This is a genomic window from Pseudopedobacter saltans DSM 12145 (genome assembly GCF_000190735.1).
Classification (GTDB): Bacteria; Bacteroidota; Bacteroidia; order Sphingobacteriales; family Sphingobacteriaceae; genus Pseudopedobacter; species Pseudopedobacter saltans.
Genome location: NC_015177.1, coordinates 1729538 through 1747682, shown reverse-complemented (window position 1 = coordinate 1747682; position 18145 = coordinate 1729538). Strand labels below are relative to the sequence as shown.

At 37.0% G+C, this 18145-nt stretch carries 16 protein-coding genes; 8 read left to right on the top strand and 8 right to left on the bottom strand.

The window, feature by feature from the left end:
* Positions 1 to 8 precede the first annotated feature (8 nt).
* The gene (locus PEDSA_RS07430) at positions 9 to 1385 is read left to right on the top strand and encodes a DUF3748 domain-containing protein (RefSeq protein WP_013632547.1); all 1377 of its coding nucleotides are present in this window, start codon (positions 9 to 11) and stop codon (positions 1383 to 1385) included.
* Between the two features lie 43 nt (positions 1386 to 1428).
* On the opposite strand, the gene PEDSA_RS07425 is transcribed toward PEDSA_RS07430, so the two are convergent.
* Positions 1429 to 2295, bottom strand: coding sequence for an AraC family transcriptional regulator (locus PEDSA_RS07425; protein WP_013632546.1), 867 nt, complete (start codon positions 2293 to 2295; stop codon positions 1429 to 1431).
* A 274-nt stretch (positions 2296 to 2569) separates the two neighbouring features.
* Between PEDSA_RS07425 and PEDSA_RS07420 the strand changes: the two genes are divergently transcribed.
* Together PEDSA_RS07420 and PEDSA_RS07415 are read left to right on the top strand one after the other, a co-directional pair.
* The gene (locus PEDSA_RS07420; protein WP_013632545.1) at positions 2570 to 4198 is read left to right on the top strand and encodes a fucose isomerase; all 1629 of its coding nucleotides are present in this window, start codon (positions 2570 to 2572) and stop codon (positions 4196 to 4198) included.
* A 32-nt stretch (positions 4199 to 4230) separates the two neighbouring features.
* Positions 4231 to 5871, top strand: a complete 1641-nt coding sequence (locus tag PEDSA_RS07415) for a ribulokinase (protein ID WP_013632544.1) — start codon at positions 4231 to 4233, stop codon at positions 5869 to 5871.
* A 56-nt stretch (positions 5872 to 5927) separates the two neighbouring features.
* On the opposite strand, the gene PEDSA_RS07410 is transcribed toward PEDSA_RS07415, so the two are convergent.
* Complete coding sequence (locus tag PEDSA_RS07410) at positions 5928 to 6596, bottom strand: superoxide dismutase (protein WP_013632543.1); 669 nt, start codon at positions 6594 to 6596, stop codon at positions 5928 to 5930.
* A gap of 18 nt (positions 6597 to 6614) precedes the next feature.
* The gene (locus tag PEDSA_RS07405) at positions 6615 to 8351 is read right to left on the bottom strand and encodes a phospho-sugar mutase (RefSeq protein ID WP_013632542.1); all 1737 of its coding nucleotides are present in this window, start codon (positions 8349 to 8351) and stop codon (positions 6615 to 6617) included.
* A 313-nt stretch (positions 8352 to 8664) separates the two neighbouring features.
* Here PEDSA_RS07405 and PEDSA_RS07400 point away from each other — a divergent pair, with 313 nt between their 5' ends.
* Together PEDSA_RS07400 and lysA are read left to right on the top strand one after the other, a co-directional pair.
* Entirely contained in the window at positions 8665 to 9978 is a 1314-nt protein-coding gene (locus PEDSA_RS07400) for an aspartate kinase (protein ID WP_013632541.1), read from the top strand.
* 12 nt (positions 9979 to 9990) lie between these two features.
* The gene (lysA, locus tag PEDSA_RS07395; RefSeq protein ID WP_013632540.1) at positions 9991 to 11166 is read left to right on the top strand and encodes a diaminopimelate decarboxylase; all 1176 of its coding nucleotides are present in this window, start codon (positions 9991 to 9993) and stop codon (positions 11164 to 11166) included.
* A gap of 60 nt (positions 11167 to 11226) precedes the next feature.
* On the opposite strand, the gene PEDSA_RS07390 is transcribed toward lysA, so the two are convergent.
* Positions 11227 to 11616, bottom strand: coding sequence for an SRPBCC domain-containing protein (locus PEDSA_RS07390; protein WP_013632539.1), 390 nt, complete (start codon positions 11614 to 11616; stop codon positions 11227 to 11229).
* Between the two features lie 206 nt (positions 11617 to 11822).
* Positions 11823 to 12041 (bottom strand): hypothetical protein, encoded by a 219-nt coding sequence (locus PEDSA_RS07385; RefSeq protein ID WP_013632538.1) that lies wholly within the window; start codon positions 12039 to 12041, stop codon positions 11823 to 11825.
* Between the two features lie 106 nt (positions 12042 to 12147).
* Between PEDSA_RS07385 and folB the strand changes: the two genes are divergently transcribed.
* Positions 12148 to 12519, top strand: a complete 372-nt coding sequence (gene folB, locus PEDSA_RS07380) for a dihydroneopterin aldolase (protein WP_013632537.1) — start codon at positions 12148 to 12150, stop codon at positions 12517 to 12519.
* Between the two features lie 2 nt (positions 12520 to 12521).
* Here the strand turns inward: folB and PEDSA_RS07375 are convergent, their stop codons facing one another.
* The gene (locus PEDSA_RS07375; protein ID WP_013632536.1) at positions 12522 to 12911 is read right to left on the bottom strand and encodes an acyl-CoA thioesterase; all 390 of its coding nucleotides are present in this window, start codon (positions 12909 to 12911) and stop codon (positions 12522 to 12524) included.
* A gap of 221 nt (positions 12912 to 13132) precedes the next feature.
* Between PEDSA_RS07375 and PEDSA_RS07370 the strand changes: the two genes are divergently transcribed.
* Positions 13133 to 13558 carry an Hsp20/alpha crystallin family protein gene (locus tag PEDSA_RS07370; RefSeq protein WP_013632535.1) on the top strand — a complete coding sequence of 142 codons (426 nt, stop codon included), beginning with the start codon at positions 13133 to 13135 and terminating at the stop codon, positions 13556 to 13558.
* A gap of 84 nt (positions 13559 to 13642) precedes the next feature.
* Positions 13643 to 14941 (top strand): hypothetical protein, encoded by a 1299-nt coding sequence (locus tag PEDSA_RS07365; protein WP_013632534.1) that lies wholly within the window; start codon positions 13643 to 13645, stop codon positions 14939 to 14941.
* Between the two features lie 87 nt (positions 14942 to 15028).
* Here the strand turns inward: PEDSA_RS07365 and pdeM are convergent, their stop codons facing one another.
* Positions 15029 to 15670, bottom strand: a complete 642-nt coding sequence (gene pdeM / locus PEDSA_RS07360; protein ID WP_013632533.1) for a ligase-associated DNA damage response endonuclease PdeM — start codon at positions 15668 to 15670, stop codon at positions 15029 to 15031.
* Positions 15670 to 18117: a ligase-associated DNA damage response DEXH box helicase gene (locus PEDSA_RS07355; RefSeq protein WP_013632532.1), complete on the bottom strand. Its 2448-nt coding sequence runs from the start codon at positions 18115 to 18117 to the stop codon at positions 15670 to 15672. Before PEDSA_RS07355 ends, pdeM begins: the two co-directional genes overlap by 1 nt.
* Positions 18118 to 18145 lie beyond the last annotated feature (28 nt).

Here is an 18145-nt window from a genome sequence, read left to right as displayed (position 1 = left end):
TTTCTAAAATGAATAGCAATAAACAAAGGAGATTTTCAGGGGTATTCACATTTTGTGTGGTTCTCGGTGTGATCGCCTGTAATTCCAGAACAATAAAAATGCATACAGAAAAGCAACTGACCTTTGATAAGAAAGGACATTTAATTAATCACACTCAAATTTTTTCTCCTGATGGAAAGTGGATAGTTTATGATACCAGAAACGATGATACTAAAATAGGAAGTACTTCGACTATTGAAATGGTTAACATTGAAACCGGAGAAATTAAAGAGTTATATAAAACCCAAAATCAAACAGAATTCGGACCCGGAGTTGGAGCAGCGACTTTTTCGCCCAAAGAAGAAAAGGTGATTTTTATCCAGGGTATCAGAAATGCTTCTGAAAACAATCCTTATGGATTTACCAGAAGAACAGGAGTTGCCATAGCATTGGAAAATCCCGGTAAAGCAATTTATATGGATGCCAGAGATATTCTGCCACCTTTTACGCCCGGTGCCTTAAGAGGAGGTACACATGCGCATTCCTGGAGTGGCGATGGTGAAATGATTAGTTTTACCTATAATGACTATGTGCTCGAGCAATTAAGTAAACATAATTCATCTGTAAAAGATTTAAGAACTGTCGGTGTTATGTTTCCTGAAAAAGTCCATGTTCAGGATGATAATGGTACCGCCGAAAATAATGATGGCCAAATGTTTTCGGTGATACTGACAAAAGTGAAAGAAAATCCCAAGCCAGATACAGATGAGATTGATAAGGCTTTTGATGAGTGCTGGGTAGGAAAAGGTGGCTATATAAAAGCAGATGGAAAAAAGCAGAGAAAAGCGATAGCCTTCCAGGGAAATGTAAGAGACAAAGCAGGTAATACAAAAACCGAAGTGTTCGTTGTTGATTTACCCGAGAATCTAACTCAGGCAGAGGATGCTAAACCATTGGAAGGGACATCTAGTACCAGACCCAATGTACCTAAGGGAGTTATGCAACGTAGAATTACTTTTTTGGAACAGGGTGTGCAGGGACCTCGTCATTGGCTAAGGACCAGCAAAGATGGCAGCAAAGTTTTCTTTCTTTCCAAGGATAAAAAGGGGTATATAAATGCGTTTAATGTTTCACCAAACGGGGGAGAAGTTAATCAGGTCACGTTTAATGAGTTTGACATCCAAAGTGGTATAAACTTAAGTCCAAATGATAGATTACTGGCTTATGTAGCCAATAACGCTGTGTATATAACAGATCTGAATACGGGGAAATCAACACAGATTTCGCAATCATTTTTAGAAAAAGATAAGCCTGTAAGTGCTGTGTCATGGTCAAAAGAAGGAAGCAGACTTTTTTACAATCGATTTGTAGATGGCTGGATGCAGATATTTAGTTTAACTTTATAAGCAGGAAAAAAAGTGTAAAGGGCGTTTTTCAGACGCCCTTTTTTTATTTATAGAATTTAGTCTTGTATTCTATAGGAGTGCAGCCCATAACTTTCTTAAAATGCCTGTAAAAATTAGACGGATTATTAAAGCCACATTCCATACTAATAGCTTCCACGGTTAAAGTGTTGTTAACCAGTATTCTACAAGCATGACTTATCCTGATCTCGGTTAGAAAATCATAATAAGTTTTCTTCGTTATCTGTTTGAAATAACGGCAAAACGACGTTATGCTTAGGTTGCTTAAAGAAGCTATCTGTTCCAGTGAAATGTCCTCTTTATAATTGGAAAGCGTATAAGTGCAAATTTTATTGATACGTTCTGTATCTATGTTGTTCGTTCTGTAAAAAGTATGAGATTTAGTAATTACCTCAAACTCTTCGCTATCTGCAAGTGTGCTTAAGATATTCAGTAAAACGGTTATTCTTTGTAAACTTTGTGCGCCTAAAGCATCATGCATTAAAACTTCCAGTTTTTTCTTGGTTTTTCCTTTAATTATTAAGCCTTGTTTCGCTTTTTCAAATAATCTCGGAATCTGATAGGTTTCTGGAATATTTAAAAAGTCCTGGCCTAAACAGTTTGGAAGAAATTGTATTACTGTAGCTTCAACATTCAGGTTAGACTCAGGTATGAAGTATTCGTCTTTACAACGCCAGGTATGTGGCAGATTTTCTCCCAATAAAATCATCTCACCGGCAGAAAAGTTATTGATATTATCTCCTATAAATCTAACTCCTTCTCCTTTTTTTACATAATGAAGTTCAAGTTCGGGATGGTAATGCCAAACAGTTCCGAAATTCGGAGATACATCATTTCTGATATTGTATGAAGTCTCCAGTTTTGTTGGCACTTTATGGAATTGCGCTTTCATAATTCAACCAAATAAATATTCAATTTAGGCCTTACAATACCTTTACTACCTAGGTGTGCAGAAGGTTATTAATTCGTTTACATAAATATAATACTTGTTTTGGATAAACAATATAAACATGATAATATATTGGATAAGCAAGGCAAAAAGTCGTATGAAATTGAACCTTTTGCTAGGCATCTTTGTGTAAGGCAGTGTTTTAAGCCCGATGTGTAGTAAATGTTGTCTTATTAAACATGCACTATGCAAGTTTTGATTTAAACCTATAATAGCAATGAACACACAGAAAAAAATCAGTCTGGTTTGTAGTGGCGATTTACGTCCATCGGCGAATTTAAGTTGTTGGGCAGCCCAATCGGAAATGGAACGCCAGCTAGCAAAAGCATTTGAGGCCGAAGGTTGGACAGTTGAAAGAGCACATGGATTTGATGAAGAAAAACAACATGGTTTTATAGACTCGCAACGCATGGGGATCGAAGTATTTAAAAATATAGATCCGCAATCACCGCTTGTTGTTGCAGAAAGCGTTTGGCAATATAGTCATCACGTTTTAGCCGGACTGACTACACATAAAGGACCTATACTTATCGTAGCAAACTGGAGTGGTGAATTTCCTGGATTAGTAGGAGCGCTGAATCTAACAGGTTCTTTAACCAAAGCTGGAGTAAACTATAGTTTTTTGTGGAGTGAGGACTTTACCGACGAATTCTTTAAAAACGGACTTAACGAGTGGTTGACAACAGGAAAAATCACCCATGATTATTCTCATGTTAAATCTCTTACTTCCATAGCATTGCCAAAAGAAGACGAACAAAAAGGTAGAGCATTTGGTGCACAGATGAAAGCTAATAAAGCAATCATGGGCGTATTTGACGAGGGTTGTATGGGAATGTTTAATGCGATTGTTCCCGACGATTTATTGCATGCTACCGGTATTTTTAAAGAAAGATTAAGTCAGTCTACATTGTATGCCAAAATGCTCGAGGTTTCAGACGAAGATGCTGAAAAAGTGTTGGCATGGTTGTTAAACAAAGGAATGAAATTTGACTGGGGGACCGATGAAGTTACAGAATTGACAAGAAATCAAACACTTATTCAGTGTAAAATGTATATAGCTGCTTTGCGTTTGGCAGACGAATTCGGTTGCGATACCATAGGTATTCAATATCAGCAAGGGCTTAAAGACCTTGCGCCGGCCAGCGATCTTGTCGAAGGTATTTTAAATAATCAGGATCGTCCGCCGGTTTTCAATGAGAAAGGGAAAGAATTATTTGCCGGAGAAGCACTACCTCATTTTAATGAAGTGGATGAGTGTGCAGGGATCGATGGTCTTTTGACTTATCATTTATGGAAAGAACTAGGAATGGCAGGAGAGAATACTTTGCATGATTTAAGATGGGGGCAAAACTTCAATGTTAATGGTGCTGATGAATTTGTTTGGGTATTCCTGATATCAGGAGCAGCACCTCCGGCTCATCATATTGGAGGCTATGCAGGGTCAGACAGTATCAGACAACCCGCTATGTTTTTCAGAAAAGGCGGAGGTACATTAAGAGGAATTGCAAAACCGGGACATTTAGTTTGGAGCAGGGTGTTCGTTCAGGATAACCAGTTACATTGTGATATCGGCGTGGGTAAAGCGGTAGAATTACCAAAAGAAGAAACCGAAAGAAGATGGAATTTGACTAACCCACAGTGGCCTATTATGCATGCTACTTTAGATGGCGTTAGCAGAGATCAGATGATGGCCAGACATAAGGCAAACCACATTCAGGTGGTTTATGCAAACGACGAAGTATCAGCGCATAAAGCATGTCGTATCAAAGCGGCTGCATTGGCAGAGCTTGGTATACAGGTTCATTTCTGTGGAAACGTAGATGCCGAAGGAGTGAAATTTGTATAAACCCGTTTAAATTTATATTGTAGAAAATTTTTATGGGAGAAAAATATGTCATTGGTTTAGACTATGGAACCGATTCTGTAAGGGCTTTATTGATTAATGCCCTTACAGGAGAGGAAATAGCATCTTCAGTGCATGCTTACAGAAGATGGAAAGAAGGTAAGTATTGTCAGCCGGCAATTTCGCAGTTCAGGCAACATCCTCTGGATTACATTGAAGGAATGGAAGAAACGATAAAGGATGTTGTTTCTAAAGTGCCATCATCTGTTTTGATAAATATTAAAGCCCTGGCTATTGATACCACAGGATCTACACCAGTAGCAGTAAACGAAAAAGGTATTCCACTAGCTATGCTTCCGGAATTTTCCGAAAATCCGAACGCCATGTTTATTTTGTGGAAAGACCATACTGCAAATCGCGAAGCAGATGAAATAAATCAGCTGGCCAGAAACTGGAGTATAGATTTTACTAAATATTCGGGAGGTATATATTCCTCAGAATGGTTTTGGTCTAAAATATTACGGACAATCAGAATAGATGAAGACGTTTTCAAAAACGCTTATTCATGGGTAGAACATTGCGACTGGATGCCAGCTTTGTTAACTGGGGTTTCCTCTGCAAAACACATTAAGAGAGGGCGTTGTACAGCTGGACATAAAGCGATGTGGCACGAAGAGTTTGGTGGTCTTCCAAGTCAGGAGTTTTTGACAACTTTAGATCCCAAACTGGAAGGAATAAGAGTAAGATTATATACAGATACCTATACTTCAGATCAATCCGCAGGAAAAATTACAGAAGAGTGGGCAAAAAAATTGGGGCTTCCTGAAAACGTAGAAATTGCAATAGGGGCACTGGATGCACATTTTGGAGCAGTTGGTGCCTGTATAGAGCCTTATTCTTTAGTAAAAGTAATAGGGACATCTACCTGTGATATGGTTATAGCTCCACTTGATAAACATAAAGACCATCTGGTGAAGGGAATATGTGGACAGGTAGATGGGTCTATTGTACCGGGATATTTAGGTTTGGAAGCAGGGCAATCAGCTTTTGGAGATTTGTATGCATGGTTTAAACAGCTATTGCTTAAACCTTTTGAGTCACTTGCTAAAGACAAAATCAATCAGAAAACATTAGAAAATATTGCAGACGGAATTCTTCCATATCTTTCAGAAGAGGCAGCCAAGATAGAAGTTACAGAGAACGATATTATTGCATTGGATTGGATTAACGGAAGACGGACTCCTGATGTGAACCATAATTTAAAATCGGCACTCTACGGACTAGCTTTAGGTACAGGAGCAGCAGAACTTTTTAAAGCATTGGTAGAAGCAACGGCTTTTGGTGCAAGAGCTATTTCCGAAAGATTTATAGAGGAAGGTATTCCAATTCGCAAAGTAATTGCGATAGGGGGGATTTCTAAAAAATCCAATTATGTAATGCAAACTCTTGCCGATGTTCTAAATATGGAAATTCAGGTGGTGAGTAGCGAACAAACATGTGCTTTAGGATCTGCCATGATTGCCGCAACTGTAGCCGGAATTTATACTAATGTAGAAGAAGCACAGTCGGTTATGTCGTCAGGATTTGATGCTACGTATAAGCCAAATGCTAATCGCGTACTTATTTACAATAAGTTGTACCAAGAATATTTGGCTTTGGGGAAGGTAAAGCTATAATAAAAAAGGCCTGTTAGTTTTGCTACAGGCCTTCATTTTATATAGAAAATTTTTTCTTACTTTTTAGCTTCCGCGTATCTTCTGCTTACTTCTTTCCAGTTAATCACATTCCAGATATTAGTTAAATAATCAGCTCTTTTGTTCTGATACTTTAAATAATATGCATGTTCCCAAACATCTATACCTAAAATTGGTATACCTTGTTTAGGGGCAAAAGTCATTAAAGGATTGTCTTGATTAGGAGTGGATGTAATTTGTAAATCACCGCTTTCATCAACAATTAGCCATGCCCAACCAGAGCCGAATCTTTTAACAGCAGCATCGTTTAATTTCGATTTTAACGCATCTAAAGATTTGAATTTTGTATTGATAGCCTGTGCCAATTGCGCGGAAGGAGCTGTGTTTTTTTCCGGAGTAAGGATAGACCAGAATAACTCGTGATTGTAATGACCACCACCATTATTTCTAACAGCTGTATTTTCCTTGTCTAAAGATTTCAACACTTCTTCGATATTTTGTTTTTCTGCCGGAGTTCCCTTTACTGCATCGTTTAAATTCTTTACATAAGCGGCATGATGTTTAGAATAATGGATTTCCATTGTCTGTGCATCGATATATGGTTCCAGCGCATTATAAGCATACGGAAGCGGCTTTTGGGTAAATTGAGCAAATAAGCTGTTTCCAGCTAATAATAAAGCACCTAGAATAAATGATTTGATTTTCATATTGATTGTTTATTTGCGTTATACATTTAAATCGGACATAATATTACTGATTTTCATTTCAAGTTTTGTATCCGTAGTCTCATATTCGTCTCTGCTTGGCAAAGGTTCATTGATACTGCAATAGAACTTTATCTTAGGTTCTGTTCCCGATGGTCTCGCAGAAATAATACTTCCATCCTCAGTAACAAACTGTAAAACATCAGATTTAGGTAATTCAATGTCTTTAACTTCTCCGGTAATTAAATTGCGATCCTTTCTTAGTTCATAATCTTTTAAAGAAACAACATTGGATCCGCCTAAACTTACCGGAGGGTTTTCTCTAAACCTTTCCATCATCGCTTTAATTTCTTCTGCACCTGTTTTACCTTTCTTTGTAATAGAAACCAGCTTTTCTTTATAAAAACCATATTTAACATACATATCAATCAAAGCGTTATATAAGCTACTGCCTTTATCTTTGTAATAAGCAGTCATTTCTGCTATGAAAGCACAGGAAACCACAGCATCTTTATCCCTCACAAAATCGCCAATCAAATAACCGTAACTTTCTTCACCACCAACAATAAACGTCTTGTCGTTTTGGTGCTGTGTCATTAATTGGCCAATATATTTAAAGCCGGTAAGTGTATTATAGCAAGGAATGTTCTTGCTTGCCGCAATTTTGTCAATGATATAAGAAGTTACAATTGTTTTGGTAATATATTCGTTTCCTTTAAACTTGTTGGCATTTTCCCAGGCTTCAAGCATGTAGTTTACCAATAAAGCACCAGTTTGATTACCATTTAAGAGGATAAACTCGTCATCATTGTTTTTTACTGCAATCCCAACCCTGTCAGCATCCGGATCAGTAGCCAAAACAAGGTCCGCATCAATTTCCTCTGCTTTTTGTAAAGACAAGGTTAGTGCCTCTTTTTCTTCCGGATTTGGGTATATAACGGTAGGAAAGTTCCCGTCAGGTTTGATTTGTTCATCAACTAAAGTTACATTCTCAAAACCGAAAGCAGCCAGCGCTTTTGGAACCATAGTGATTCCGGTTCCGTGTATTGGAGAATATACTATCTGCAAATCTTTCTGGCGTTTTATAGCATCAGAAGAAACCGATAAAGAAAGAATTTTTTCGATATAAAGATTATCTATTTCTTCTCCAAGATATCCAATGTTTTCGGGTTTAGGAGTAAATTTTACTTCGTCAATAGATCTGATTTTTGCAACTTCATCCATAACTAATTTGTCATCCGGAGCGACAAACTGACCACCGTCGGAACCATAGGCTTTATAGCCGTTGTATTCTTTCGGATTATGTGAAGCAGTAATCATGACTCCACTTTTACAACCCAGTTCGCGTACTGCAAAAGACAATAACGGAGTTGGTCTTAATTCTTTAAAAAAGTAAACATATATATTATTAGCAGAGAAGACCTCTGCAGTAATTCTGGCGAAATAATCAGATTTGTTCCTACTGTCGTGAGCAATCGCTACTTTAATCTTTTCGTTAGGATACTTATTGTTTAGATAATTGGCCAAGCCTTGCGTGGCCACACCAATTGTATATTTATTTATTCTATTTGATCCGGCTCCAATGATCCCTCTTAAACCTCCGGTACCAAATTCCAAATCTTTATAAAAAGAATCGGTAAGCTCTGTTAAAGCATTTTTTTCTATCAAATCACGAATTTGATGTTTCGTCTCATCATCGTAATTCCCGTTTAACCAGGTTTCAATTTTTTCCTTGACCAAAAATTCTAGTTCTTGCATATGTGAAATGTTAAAGCTTTAAATAATATAGTCTGATAAGTCTGGAACAGGGCTTTGCCACTCTCAAACTATCGGTTGATAAATTTATAGATATTTTTTGCTTTTAGAACAACAATATTGGAAGAAGGTGTGCCTACAATTGAAATAATTTCGAATAGCCTGTTTTTGAATGATTTTAAGAAAATATACCGTTTTTAAATCCATGAAAAATATTGTGTTTTTTTTGGTTTTTAAGCATTTAAAAAGCGGATTATTTGAAAGCTTTTGTCTATTTTAGCGCCCTCTGATAGAAATTTATTAAAAACAAGAAAAAATGAAAGTTCTAAAGTTCGGGGGAACTTCTGTAGGAAGCCCTGAAAGGATGAAAAAACTCTTAGACATTGTTAATCCATCTGAAAGACAAATCATCGTATTGTCTGCTGTTTCTGGTACAACCAATAGTCTTGTCGAAATTTCGCAAGCTTATTTAGCTAATGATAAGGACAAGGCTGCTGAGTTAATTAAGGCGCTTAAGGATAAGTACGAGATTTTTATCAAAGAACTTTTTGCTAAGGATGAATTTCTGGCTGAAGGAAAAGAATTAATAGATTATCATTTTGATCTGTTATCTTCATTTTCAAATGATTTATTCACTGCGGTAGAAGAAAAAGCCGTTTTAGCACAAGGCGAGCTAATTTCTACTACTTTATACCATATCTATTTAAAAGAAATAGGTGTTAAATCTGTGTTGCTACCAGCTTTAGACTTCATGAAAATTGATGAAGACAATGAGCCTGTTGTAGATTATATTACAGAAAAATTAACACCATTGTTGGTTGATGATAACAATCTGTTTATTACTCAAGGCTACATTTGTAGAAATTCTTTTGGAGAAATAGACAATCTGAGAAGAGGAGGAAGTGATTACACTGCTTCTTTAATTGGAGCTGGAATTAAAGCAGACGAAGTTCAGATTTGGACAGATATTGACGGCATGCACAACAATGACCCTCGTATTGTAAAAGGTACGCGACCAATTTCTCATCTAACTTTTGATGAAGCTGCGGAGCTGGCCTATTTTGGTGCGAAAGTTTTGCATCCGCAATGTGTATTCCCTGCGCAACGTTATAAAATACCAGTTAGGATTTTAAATACAATGGATCCTCAGGCATTCGGAACTTTAATCAGTAGCGAAAGCTCTGCAGAGCCTATCAAATCTATTGCTGCAAAAGATGGTATTACAGCTATCAAAATTCAATCTAGCAGAATGCTGTTAGCTTATGGTTTCTTAAGAAGAGTTTTTGAAGTTTTCGAGCGTTATAAAACGCCGATTGATATGATTACAACTTCAGAGGTTGCGGTATCATTAACAATCGATGAAACTAAATATCTGGGAGAAATTACTCGTGAGCTGAATGATTTTGGTATTGTAGAAGTTGATGTTAACCAGACAATCATTTGTATTGTGGGCGATTTGGGTGCAAGCACTCATGGTGGGGCAGCAAAAATATTCGAAGCTTTAAAGCATATTCCTTTAAGAATGATTTCTTATGGAGGTAGCAATCATAACGTTTCTCTTTTAATCAGAGGCGAGGATAAAATAGAGACTTTGAGAAGTTTACATAAAGGTTTGTTTGAAACTAATTAATGGCAGAAGACGATGGGAAAAATGTTTAATAGTGCAATCGTAGAGAAATTTGTAGGTAAGGAAACTCCATTCTATTACTACGATATGGGCTTGCTTCAACAAACCTTAAAATCATGTAAAGATGCTTCTTCGAAATATGGTTTTCATGTGCATTTCGCGGTAAAATCTAATTTCAATAAAAGAGTGCTTTCTGCAATTAAAGAAATTGGCTTTGGTGCAGATTGCGTATCTGGCGGAGAGGTAAGCAGGGCAATCGAAACAGGTTTTACAAACAATGATATCGTATTTGCTGGAGTAGGTAAGTCCGATGCAGAAATCAATTTGGCTCTGGATAACGATATTTTCTGTTTCAATGTAGAGTCTGTTCACGAACTGGAAGTGATCAACGAATTAGCCGGAAAAAAGGGAAAAAAAGCTTCTGTTGCCATTAGGGTTAATCCAAATGTTGATGCACATACACATCATTACATCACAACAGGTTTGGATGAGAATAAATTTGGTGTGAATTCATGGGACTTACCAAAGATAGTAGATACTTTAAAAGCTTCAGAAAATATTAAGTTCCTTGGGGTTCATTTTCATGTTGGTTCTCAGATTACAGACATGAATGTGTTTAAGAGCCTTTGTGTGAAAGTAAATGAGATTCAACAATGGTTCGAAGAAAGAGGTGTAACTGTTAAAGTATTGAATGTTGGTGGCGGTTTAGGTGTAGATTACCATCATCCGGATGAACATAGTGTTGCTGATTTCGAAACCTACTTCAAAATATTTAATGATTTTTTAGAAGTGAAACCTCATCAGGAAGTTCATTTCGAGTTAGGTAGAGCTTTGGTGGCACAAAGTGCCAGTTTAATTACAAAAGTACTTTACCTGAAACATGGTATCAAGAAAGATTTTGTAGTAGTAGATGCTGGTATGACAGAGTTAATGCGCCCTGCTTTATATCAGGCTTACCATAAAATAGAAAATATTTCTTACCTGGATGATCAGACAAAAGCGACAAAACCTTATGATGTAGTAGGTCCGATATGCGAATCATCAGATTGTTTTGGTAAAGAAGTGGAACTGGTAGAAGCCAGCAGAGGAGATTTAATTGCTTTACGTACCGCGGGCGCTTACGGAGAGGTAATGGCTTCTTTCTACAATCTTAGACCTGGAATCAGATCGGTTTATTCTGACGAGCTATAACTATAAAATTAATATTGATCATAAAAAAAAAGCCTTTGAGTTAATCAAAGGCTTTTTCTTTTAAAAACCGTCATCCTCAAAGAATTCCAAAAGGCTGGCGAAATAATTGTCATTCCATCCTTCAACAAATTCATTATAAACTTCATCTGGTATATTAGTATGTACCAGTTCTACAGAAGTTCCCTTCTTATGGTCATGCAATTTGATGGTAACGATAGAATCTTCTGCTTCGCCTTCAAAATCCCATTGCTGAACGATTTTTTTGCCTTCTTCAAATTCCAGGTTTTTTCCGGTTATACTTCCGTCGAAAATAGAAAATTCAGAGCCGGCTTCAGTACTCATTTCAGCTTCCTCTCCAGTCCAAAGTTTTATACTTAAAGGATTAGTAAGTGCCCAATAAACTTCTTCGGGTGGAGCGGGAATAATGTAATATTTTTTATAATTCTTCATTGTTGCAGCACATAGATTATTCCGTCAAAATTAGACTTAATTCTCGGTCTGCGAAATAAAATCTAAGAGCTTGCTTAATTTAGACAATTCCCAAGGAGTTATTAATTTACTGTTTGTTCCAGTTCGATTTTTACGGGATTTTCGCACACTGAATTTCAGGCTTATAGCCATTATCAATAATAACCCCGAAACAGATACCTGGAAAATCAGGAATTTTTATTCCCAGAAACTGCTAAAACTACACCAACAACAAGCACAATTCCACCAACATATGGAGGCCAGTTTACATGTTCTTTTTTATCGGCAGTAACTTCCAACGGACCTGCATCAATAACTTTTTCTTTTTTAGTGAAAGAAAAGCCGCCGCCTAAAACCAGCATGGCAATACCAATAATGACTAAAATAATACCTATTGTTCTTTTCATGTTTTTTTGTTTTAAGTGTATAAATGGATTGTTCTTGTTATAACAAAGAAAAATGTATTAGGTTTGTGATTAATAGTATTGGGTCTATTATTATATTTCTAAAAAAATGGCAAAGTTTACACGAAAGATAGGTTTAGAAGATATAAAGTTTAAAGCTGCTATAGGTTTGTATAGGGAAGAACGAATACTTAAAAATGATTTTATAGTGAATATATGGGCCGAAATGGAAGTTTCCGAAAGCGAATCCAACGTCGATGAACTTTCCAATACCGTAGATTACGTGAAATTATACGATATCTGTAAAAATGCTTTCGACAAAGAAAGGAAGCTTTTAGAACCTGTAGCTCAGGAAATTCTTTCGGAAATAATAAAGTCCTTTAGATTTGTAGATAAAGCTTATGTGAAGATACAAAAGTTGAATCCGCCTGTACAGGCAGAAATAGCCAGATCTTTTGTCGAACTTACCTATAAGCATTAAAACTATAAACCTAGGGCTTCCAAGATATCAGCAGGAGCGGGGATTGGTTTGCCTTTATTGGTAAAGACAACGGTTACTTTTGCTTTGTTGATTAAAATTCCATTGCTTTTAATCTCCTGATTAAATATAAATTTAAGATTGCCATCGCGGACAATATCAGTTTCAACAAGGAAGGTATTGCCACTTTTAAGTGGTTTTCTAAAATCTATTTCTATTCGATAAACTACCGGATCGATATTTTGCTGATGCAGTTGTGCAAAATCAAGGCCTACACTTCTTAAATGCTGGTGTCTTGCATGTTCATAATAATTTTGATAAACTGCATTGTTTACTATGCCCTGTAAATCACATTCGTAATCTCTAACCTCGAAATCTAAAAGAAATTTGCTCATAAAAAATTATTCTCTTTCAAAGGTAAACAATTGCAAACATACGCTAATCAAATTGTGCCAGTCTTGACCTGTTAAAAAGCATTATTTTAATGTTTGCTGAAAAAATGTCATTTAAAAATGTTATTAAAAGACAAAATGTCTTGTTTTTGCTGTTGGTACGTGAGTTGAACAATGCCTATCAGTAATTAATAATTGAAATAAAAATATAGGAGATATTAAAAATGGCACTAGTAAAATTTAACAACGGTAGAAGTTATACACCAGGATTTGCACCATTTAATGACTTATTTGATACGGTTTTTAACGATAAAGCTTTTTCGAAATTACCAGCTGTTAACATTGCAGAAGCTGAAGATAAATACGAAGTAGAATTGGCTGTACCGGGTTTAAAGAAAGAAGACTTTAAGATTAATGTTGAAGAAAACGTATTAACCATTTCTGCGGAGAGTAAAAAAGATGTGATAGAAGAAGGAAAAAAAGTAACAAGAAAAGAATTTGGTTACAATTCTTTCAGCAGATCTTTCACTTTACCAGAAAGTGCAGATACCGATAAAATACAAGCTAGCTATGTTGATGGCGTATTGACTATAGCTATTGCAAAGAAAAAAGAAGAAAAAGCGCAAGTAAAGCAAATACAAGTAAGCTAAGATTTTCATTTAGTTTTTCATAATTGGTTGGTTTAGGTTTGAAAAGCTCCGCTTAATGCGGGGCTTTTTGTTTTATATTTGTATATGAGCTTAGAAATACTCGACACGCGTAGAAAAGCATTAACCTTAAATCTGGATGAACAGGTTTACGGAACTTTTGCGGAAATTGGTGCAGGACAAGAAGTTGCCCGAAATTTTTTTACTGCCGGAGCAGCCTCGGGAACAGTTGCCAAAACCATGTCTGCTTATGATATGACTTTCAGCAACGAAATATACGGAATAGAGGAATCGGGTAGATATGTATCCAGATCGAGATTGCTGAAAATGCTTGATTACGAGTATCAGCTATTGGAGGAGCGCCTAAACTCAGAAAAATATAAAAACCGTACTTTTTTTGCTTTTGCCAATACCGTAACCACAATTAATTATAATAAGACTAACGATCCGCATGGCTGGTTAGGTATTAAATTTCAATTGGAACCAAAAGGAGAAGAAAACCTGATTATTTTCCATGTAAGGTTATTAGATACCGATGTGTCTTTACAGCAAAATGTTCTGGGAGTATTGGGTGTGAATCTGGTTTACGCAGCGTTTTATCTAAATCATAACCCACGTCAAATGGTAGAATCTCTAACAGATAATCTTTCCAAAGGATCTGTCGAGATTGATCTGATTCGCGTAAGCGGAAAGGTCTTCGAAGGCTTAGATGATATATCCGTAAACCTTTTCCTTATTCAGAAGGGGTTTTCTCCCGCTGCTTTTTTTGAACCTGATGGCATAGCCAGACAGGCGAAAGATCATATGTATAAAAAACATATTATGATCTTAAGGACAAGATTTAAACAGAAGAATCTTCCAGATCTTGGTTTGTTTGAACATGCCGTACAACAATATAAAGAAAAGAAAGCTATAGAAAACGATGCATTAATTACTGTTGTTGAGCTTACGCTGAATAATTTGATGTCGAGAGCTCAGGAAGAAGACAACGATTTCCTGAACAATATAGCTGGAAGAACCAGAGAAATATTAGCAATGGGCTATCCGGTGATTATAACAAATTTCAACAGACACCATAAGCTGGCTAAATATCTTTCTATGGCAAAGCCATTAAGTGTAGGTATCACCACAAGTATCAATAATCTAAAATATATTTTTCATTCAGAAAACTATACTTCGGGATATACAGATGAACTACTGGCTTACATCAGCGATTTATTTAGCAGAAATGTAAAGCTATTGGCTTATCCTTACCAGGATCCTAAAACTAAAGAAATTATTACCAGTAAAACAATGCCCGTTTCAGATGAAGCAAAGCATTTATATGATTTCTTGATCCAAAACGGTTATATCATAGATGTAGAGGATGTGAGTTTTCCGGAGTAGAGGAAGGACAGTTTTTCGACTTACTATTATAGGTGTGTTAGCGTGAAAAATTGATAATGATTTAGTTTTATTTTAGGATTATTCGTTCTAAATCTCAATAATTAGACCGTCTGCAACAGCGATTTTCTGAAAACCCTGCCTAACATATTTTGTGTCCATGCCAGAGAAACTGCAAAAAGCAGGTAATATAAGCTGTTCATCATTAAAAGCCCAACACGCTAGTCTGATTACCTGATGCTTTTGGAGTTTCAAACTAACCCCGGGATGTATATGTCCCGATATCGTAAACAAACCTCCAGTTTTTACAGGTTCATGAACGAAGAGAATATCTTCTATTTGCAGTTGATCCTGATAAAGATTGATCTTCCACTTTTCCAGATATTCTTTCTTTATGCGATCATGATTCCCTTTAACCAGATCTATTTCAAGGAAAGGATGTTTTGCTCTCCATTCGTCAAATAAAAGTGTGTCACTGTTATTTCCTGCATGAATGAGATCGCCGACAATAATCAGGCGTTGCGGATTGAAATAGTCCAAAGCTTCGCCTAGTCTTTCCAGATCTTTTTGCATAATTTCCGATGGTATCGCTATGCCATGTTTACGAAAGTGAGCCGCCTTGCCCAGATGGATATCACTGAGCACAAGTGTTCGTTTAGCTTCCCAATAGAGCGTTTTATATTCAGAAAAAATAAAAGAATGTCTGCCTAATTGCCGGGTTAAAATCTTCATTACCTTTTATTGTCTGATTTAAACGCTTCGTTTTGCAGTTTCATTACTTTTGTTTCCAAATCTTCACTGCTCAGGCTTTGCCTTAAACTATCGACTTTTATAGGAAAGCTTAAAGGAGTGAAACTCTTAGCATGCTTGATAACAATTTTCGAAGCGGAGATCCGATTAAAGGCCGCTCTTAACCTGCTTTCCTGTAATTGCTGATTAAAGACTTCTGTATAAGCCTGTTTTAATAACAGATTATTCGGGTCGTAATCTTCCAGTACCTGAAAAATGAGTCCCGAACTGGATTGAAGGCTCTTAAACGTTTTCCGCTGACCAGGATAAGTTTGTACAACCATTCCAGAAATAACGGCTATATCCCTGAACTTTCTTTTAGCCATTTCCGTTGCGTTGATGCTGTGCAGGATATCGTCAATCAGATTTTCTTTACTTAGTATTTGATGAACATTATCTTCATTTATAGGAATCGGTTGGTCGCTCAGTAGCTCAAAACCGTAATCATTCATAGCCATGGTAAAAGTAATAGATCTGATTTTAGAAATGCGGTAGGCAATTAAAGCAGACATTACCTCATGAATAAGCCGGCCCTCAAACGGATACATAAATAAATGATGTCCCTCTCGTGTATCAATCAATTCTACCAGAAATTCATCTGTCTGCGGTATATAGGAATGCTCGGATTGTCTTTGGAGCAAAGGATGTAAAAAAACAAGCTCCTTTTCGCTGGATTTTGCATTGAGGCTGTCTGCCAGTTTTTCCCTTAAATAATGCGACAGGTTGGAGCTAAGCGGCAATCGCCCACCCAAATAAGCGGCAACAAGCCCTTTTCCCTTAGATGCCCTCACAAAAGCAGTTAGGTCTTTTACCATAGCAAGTTCCAATACACGTCCGGCCAATACAAAGCGGTCTCCGATATTCAGTTTCGAGATAAAGTATTCTTCAATCATACCAATGTAGCCGCCACTCAAAAACTTTACCTTCATCATAACATCACTAACTATAGCGCCTACATTTAGCCGGTGTAACATGCCGATTCTCCTGCTGGTTACTTTATACAAACCGTCTTCAATAACAACTTTATGAAACTCTTTGTATTGGCTTAAATTTCCACCGTTGGTGATAAAATGCAATATCCAGTCCCAATCTTCCCTTGTAATCTCTTTAAACGTATAAGTAGATTTAATTTCCTCATAGGTGGTATTCGCTTTAAATCCCTCGCCCAGGGCTAGCGTTATCAGGTATTGAACCAATACATCGTAAGTAAGAAATAAAGGTTCTCTGGACTCGATAGCGTTTGCCTTTAATGCGGCTTTTAGCGCAGAAACTTCAATAAGTTCTAAAGAATGTGTAGGCACAAAATAAATGGTCGAAGTTTCAAAAGGCGAATGGCCGCTACGTCCGGCTCTTTGTAAGAAACGGGCAACGCCTTTGCTCGATCCAATTTGTATAACAGTATCTACTGGTTTAAAATCTACGCCGAGGTCCAGTGAAGAGGTGCAGACTACCGCTTTCAGGTATCCAGAGTTTAAATTATCCTCTATCCATATTCGTAGATCCTTATCAATAGAGCTGTGGTGAATTGCAATCTGCCCGGCAAAATCCGGATATTGATTTAATAGTAACTGATACCATATTTCGGACTGACTGCGGGTATTGGTAAAAACCAGTGTTGTTTGGCTTTTCAGGATAATAGAGGCAACCTGCTCTACCAGTTTGGCACCTAGATGTCCGGCCCAGGGTAACACTTCAATTTCGTCGGGTAGTACCGATAAAATCTTGATTTTCTTTTTCTCTTTGGCGATTATTTTTATTTTTTTGATGGGGTAGGGAATAAGTACATCTAAAGCTTCGTCCAGATTGCCTATAGTGGCAGTGATGCCCCAAATCTTCAATTCCGGCTTGTATGCCCGAAGGCGGGATATGGCCAGCTCGGTCATTACGCCGCGTTTAGAATCTACCAGTTCATGCCATTCATCAATGGCGACACAATTCAGGTTTTTAAAGAGATTTTTATGCTGTTTTTGGGCTAAAAATAAATGCAGGCTTTCGGGTGTGATAAGCAATATGTCGGGCATAATTTTCTTTTGCCTTGCTCTTATTTCAATTGGAGTATCACCGCTCCTTACCTCGACAACCCAGTCCAGACCGATCTCTTCAATAGCCTGGTTCATGGCTTTCGCTAAATCTTTAGCAAGTGCCCGCAAAGGAGTAATCCATAACAGTTTTAACCCGTTTCCATAATTCTCCGGCTCATTGAGATAATCAATAACGACGGCAATAAATACCGAAAAAGTCTTTCCAAAACCGGTAGGAGCAACCACCATTCCGCTGTAACCTGAGCCGTATTTTTCCCAGGTCTTTAGCTGAAAATCGAAAGGTGTCCGCTTGTTTTTAGACAACCAGTCAGTAATAATCTGATATCCTGTGCTTTCGTTAAACTTCACTTTACAATAATCTTTTAATCAAATATTA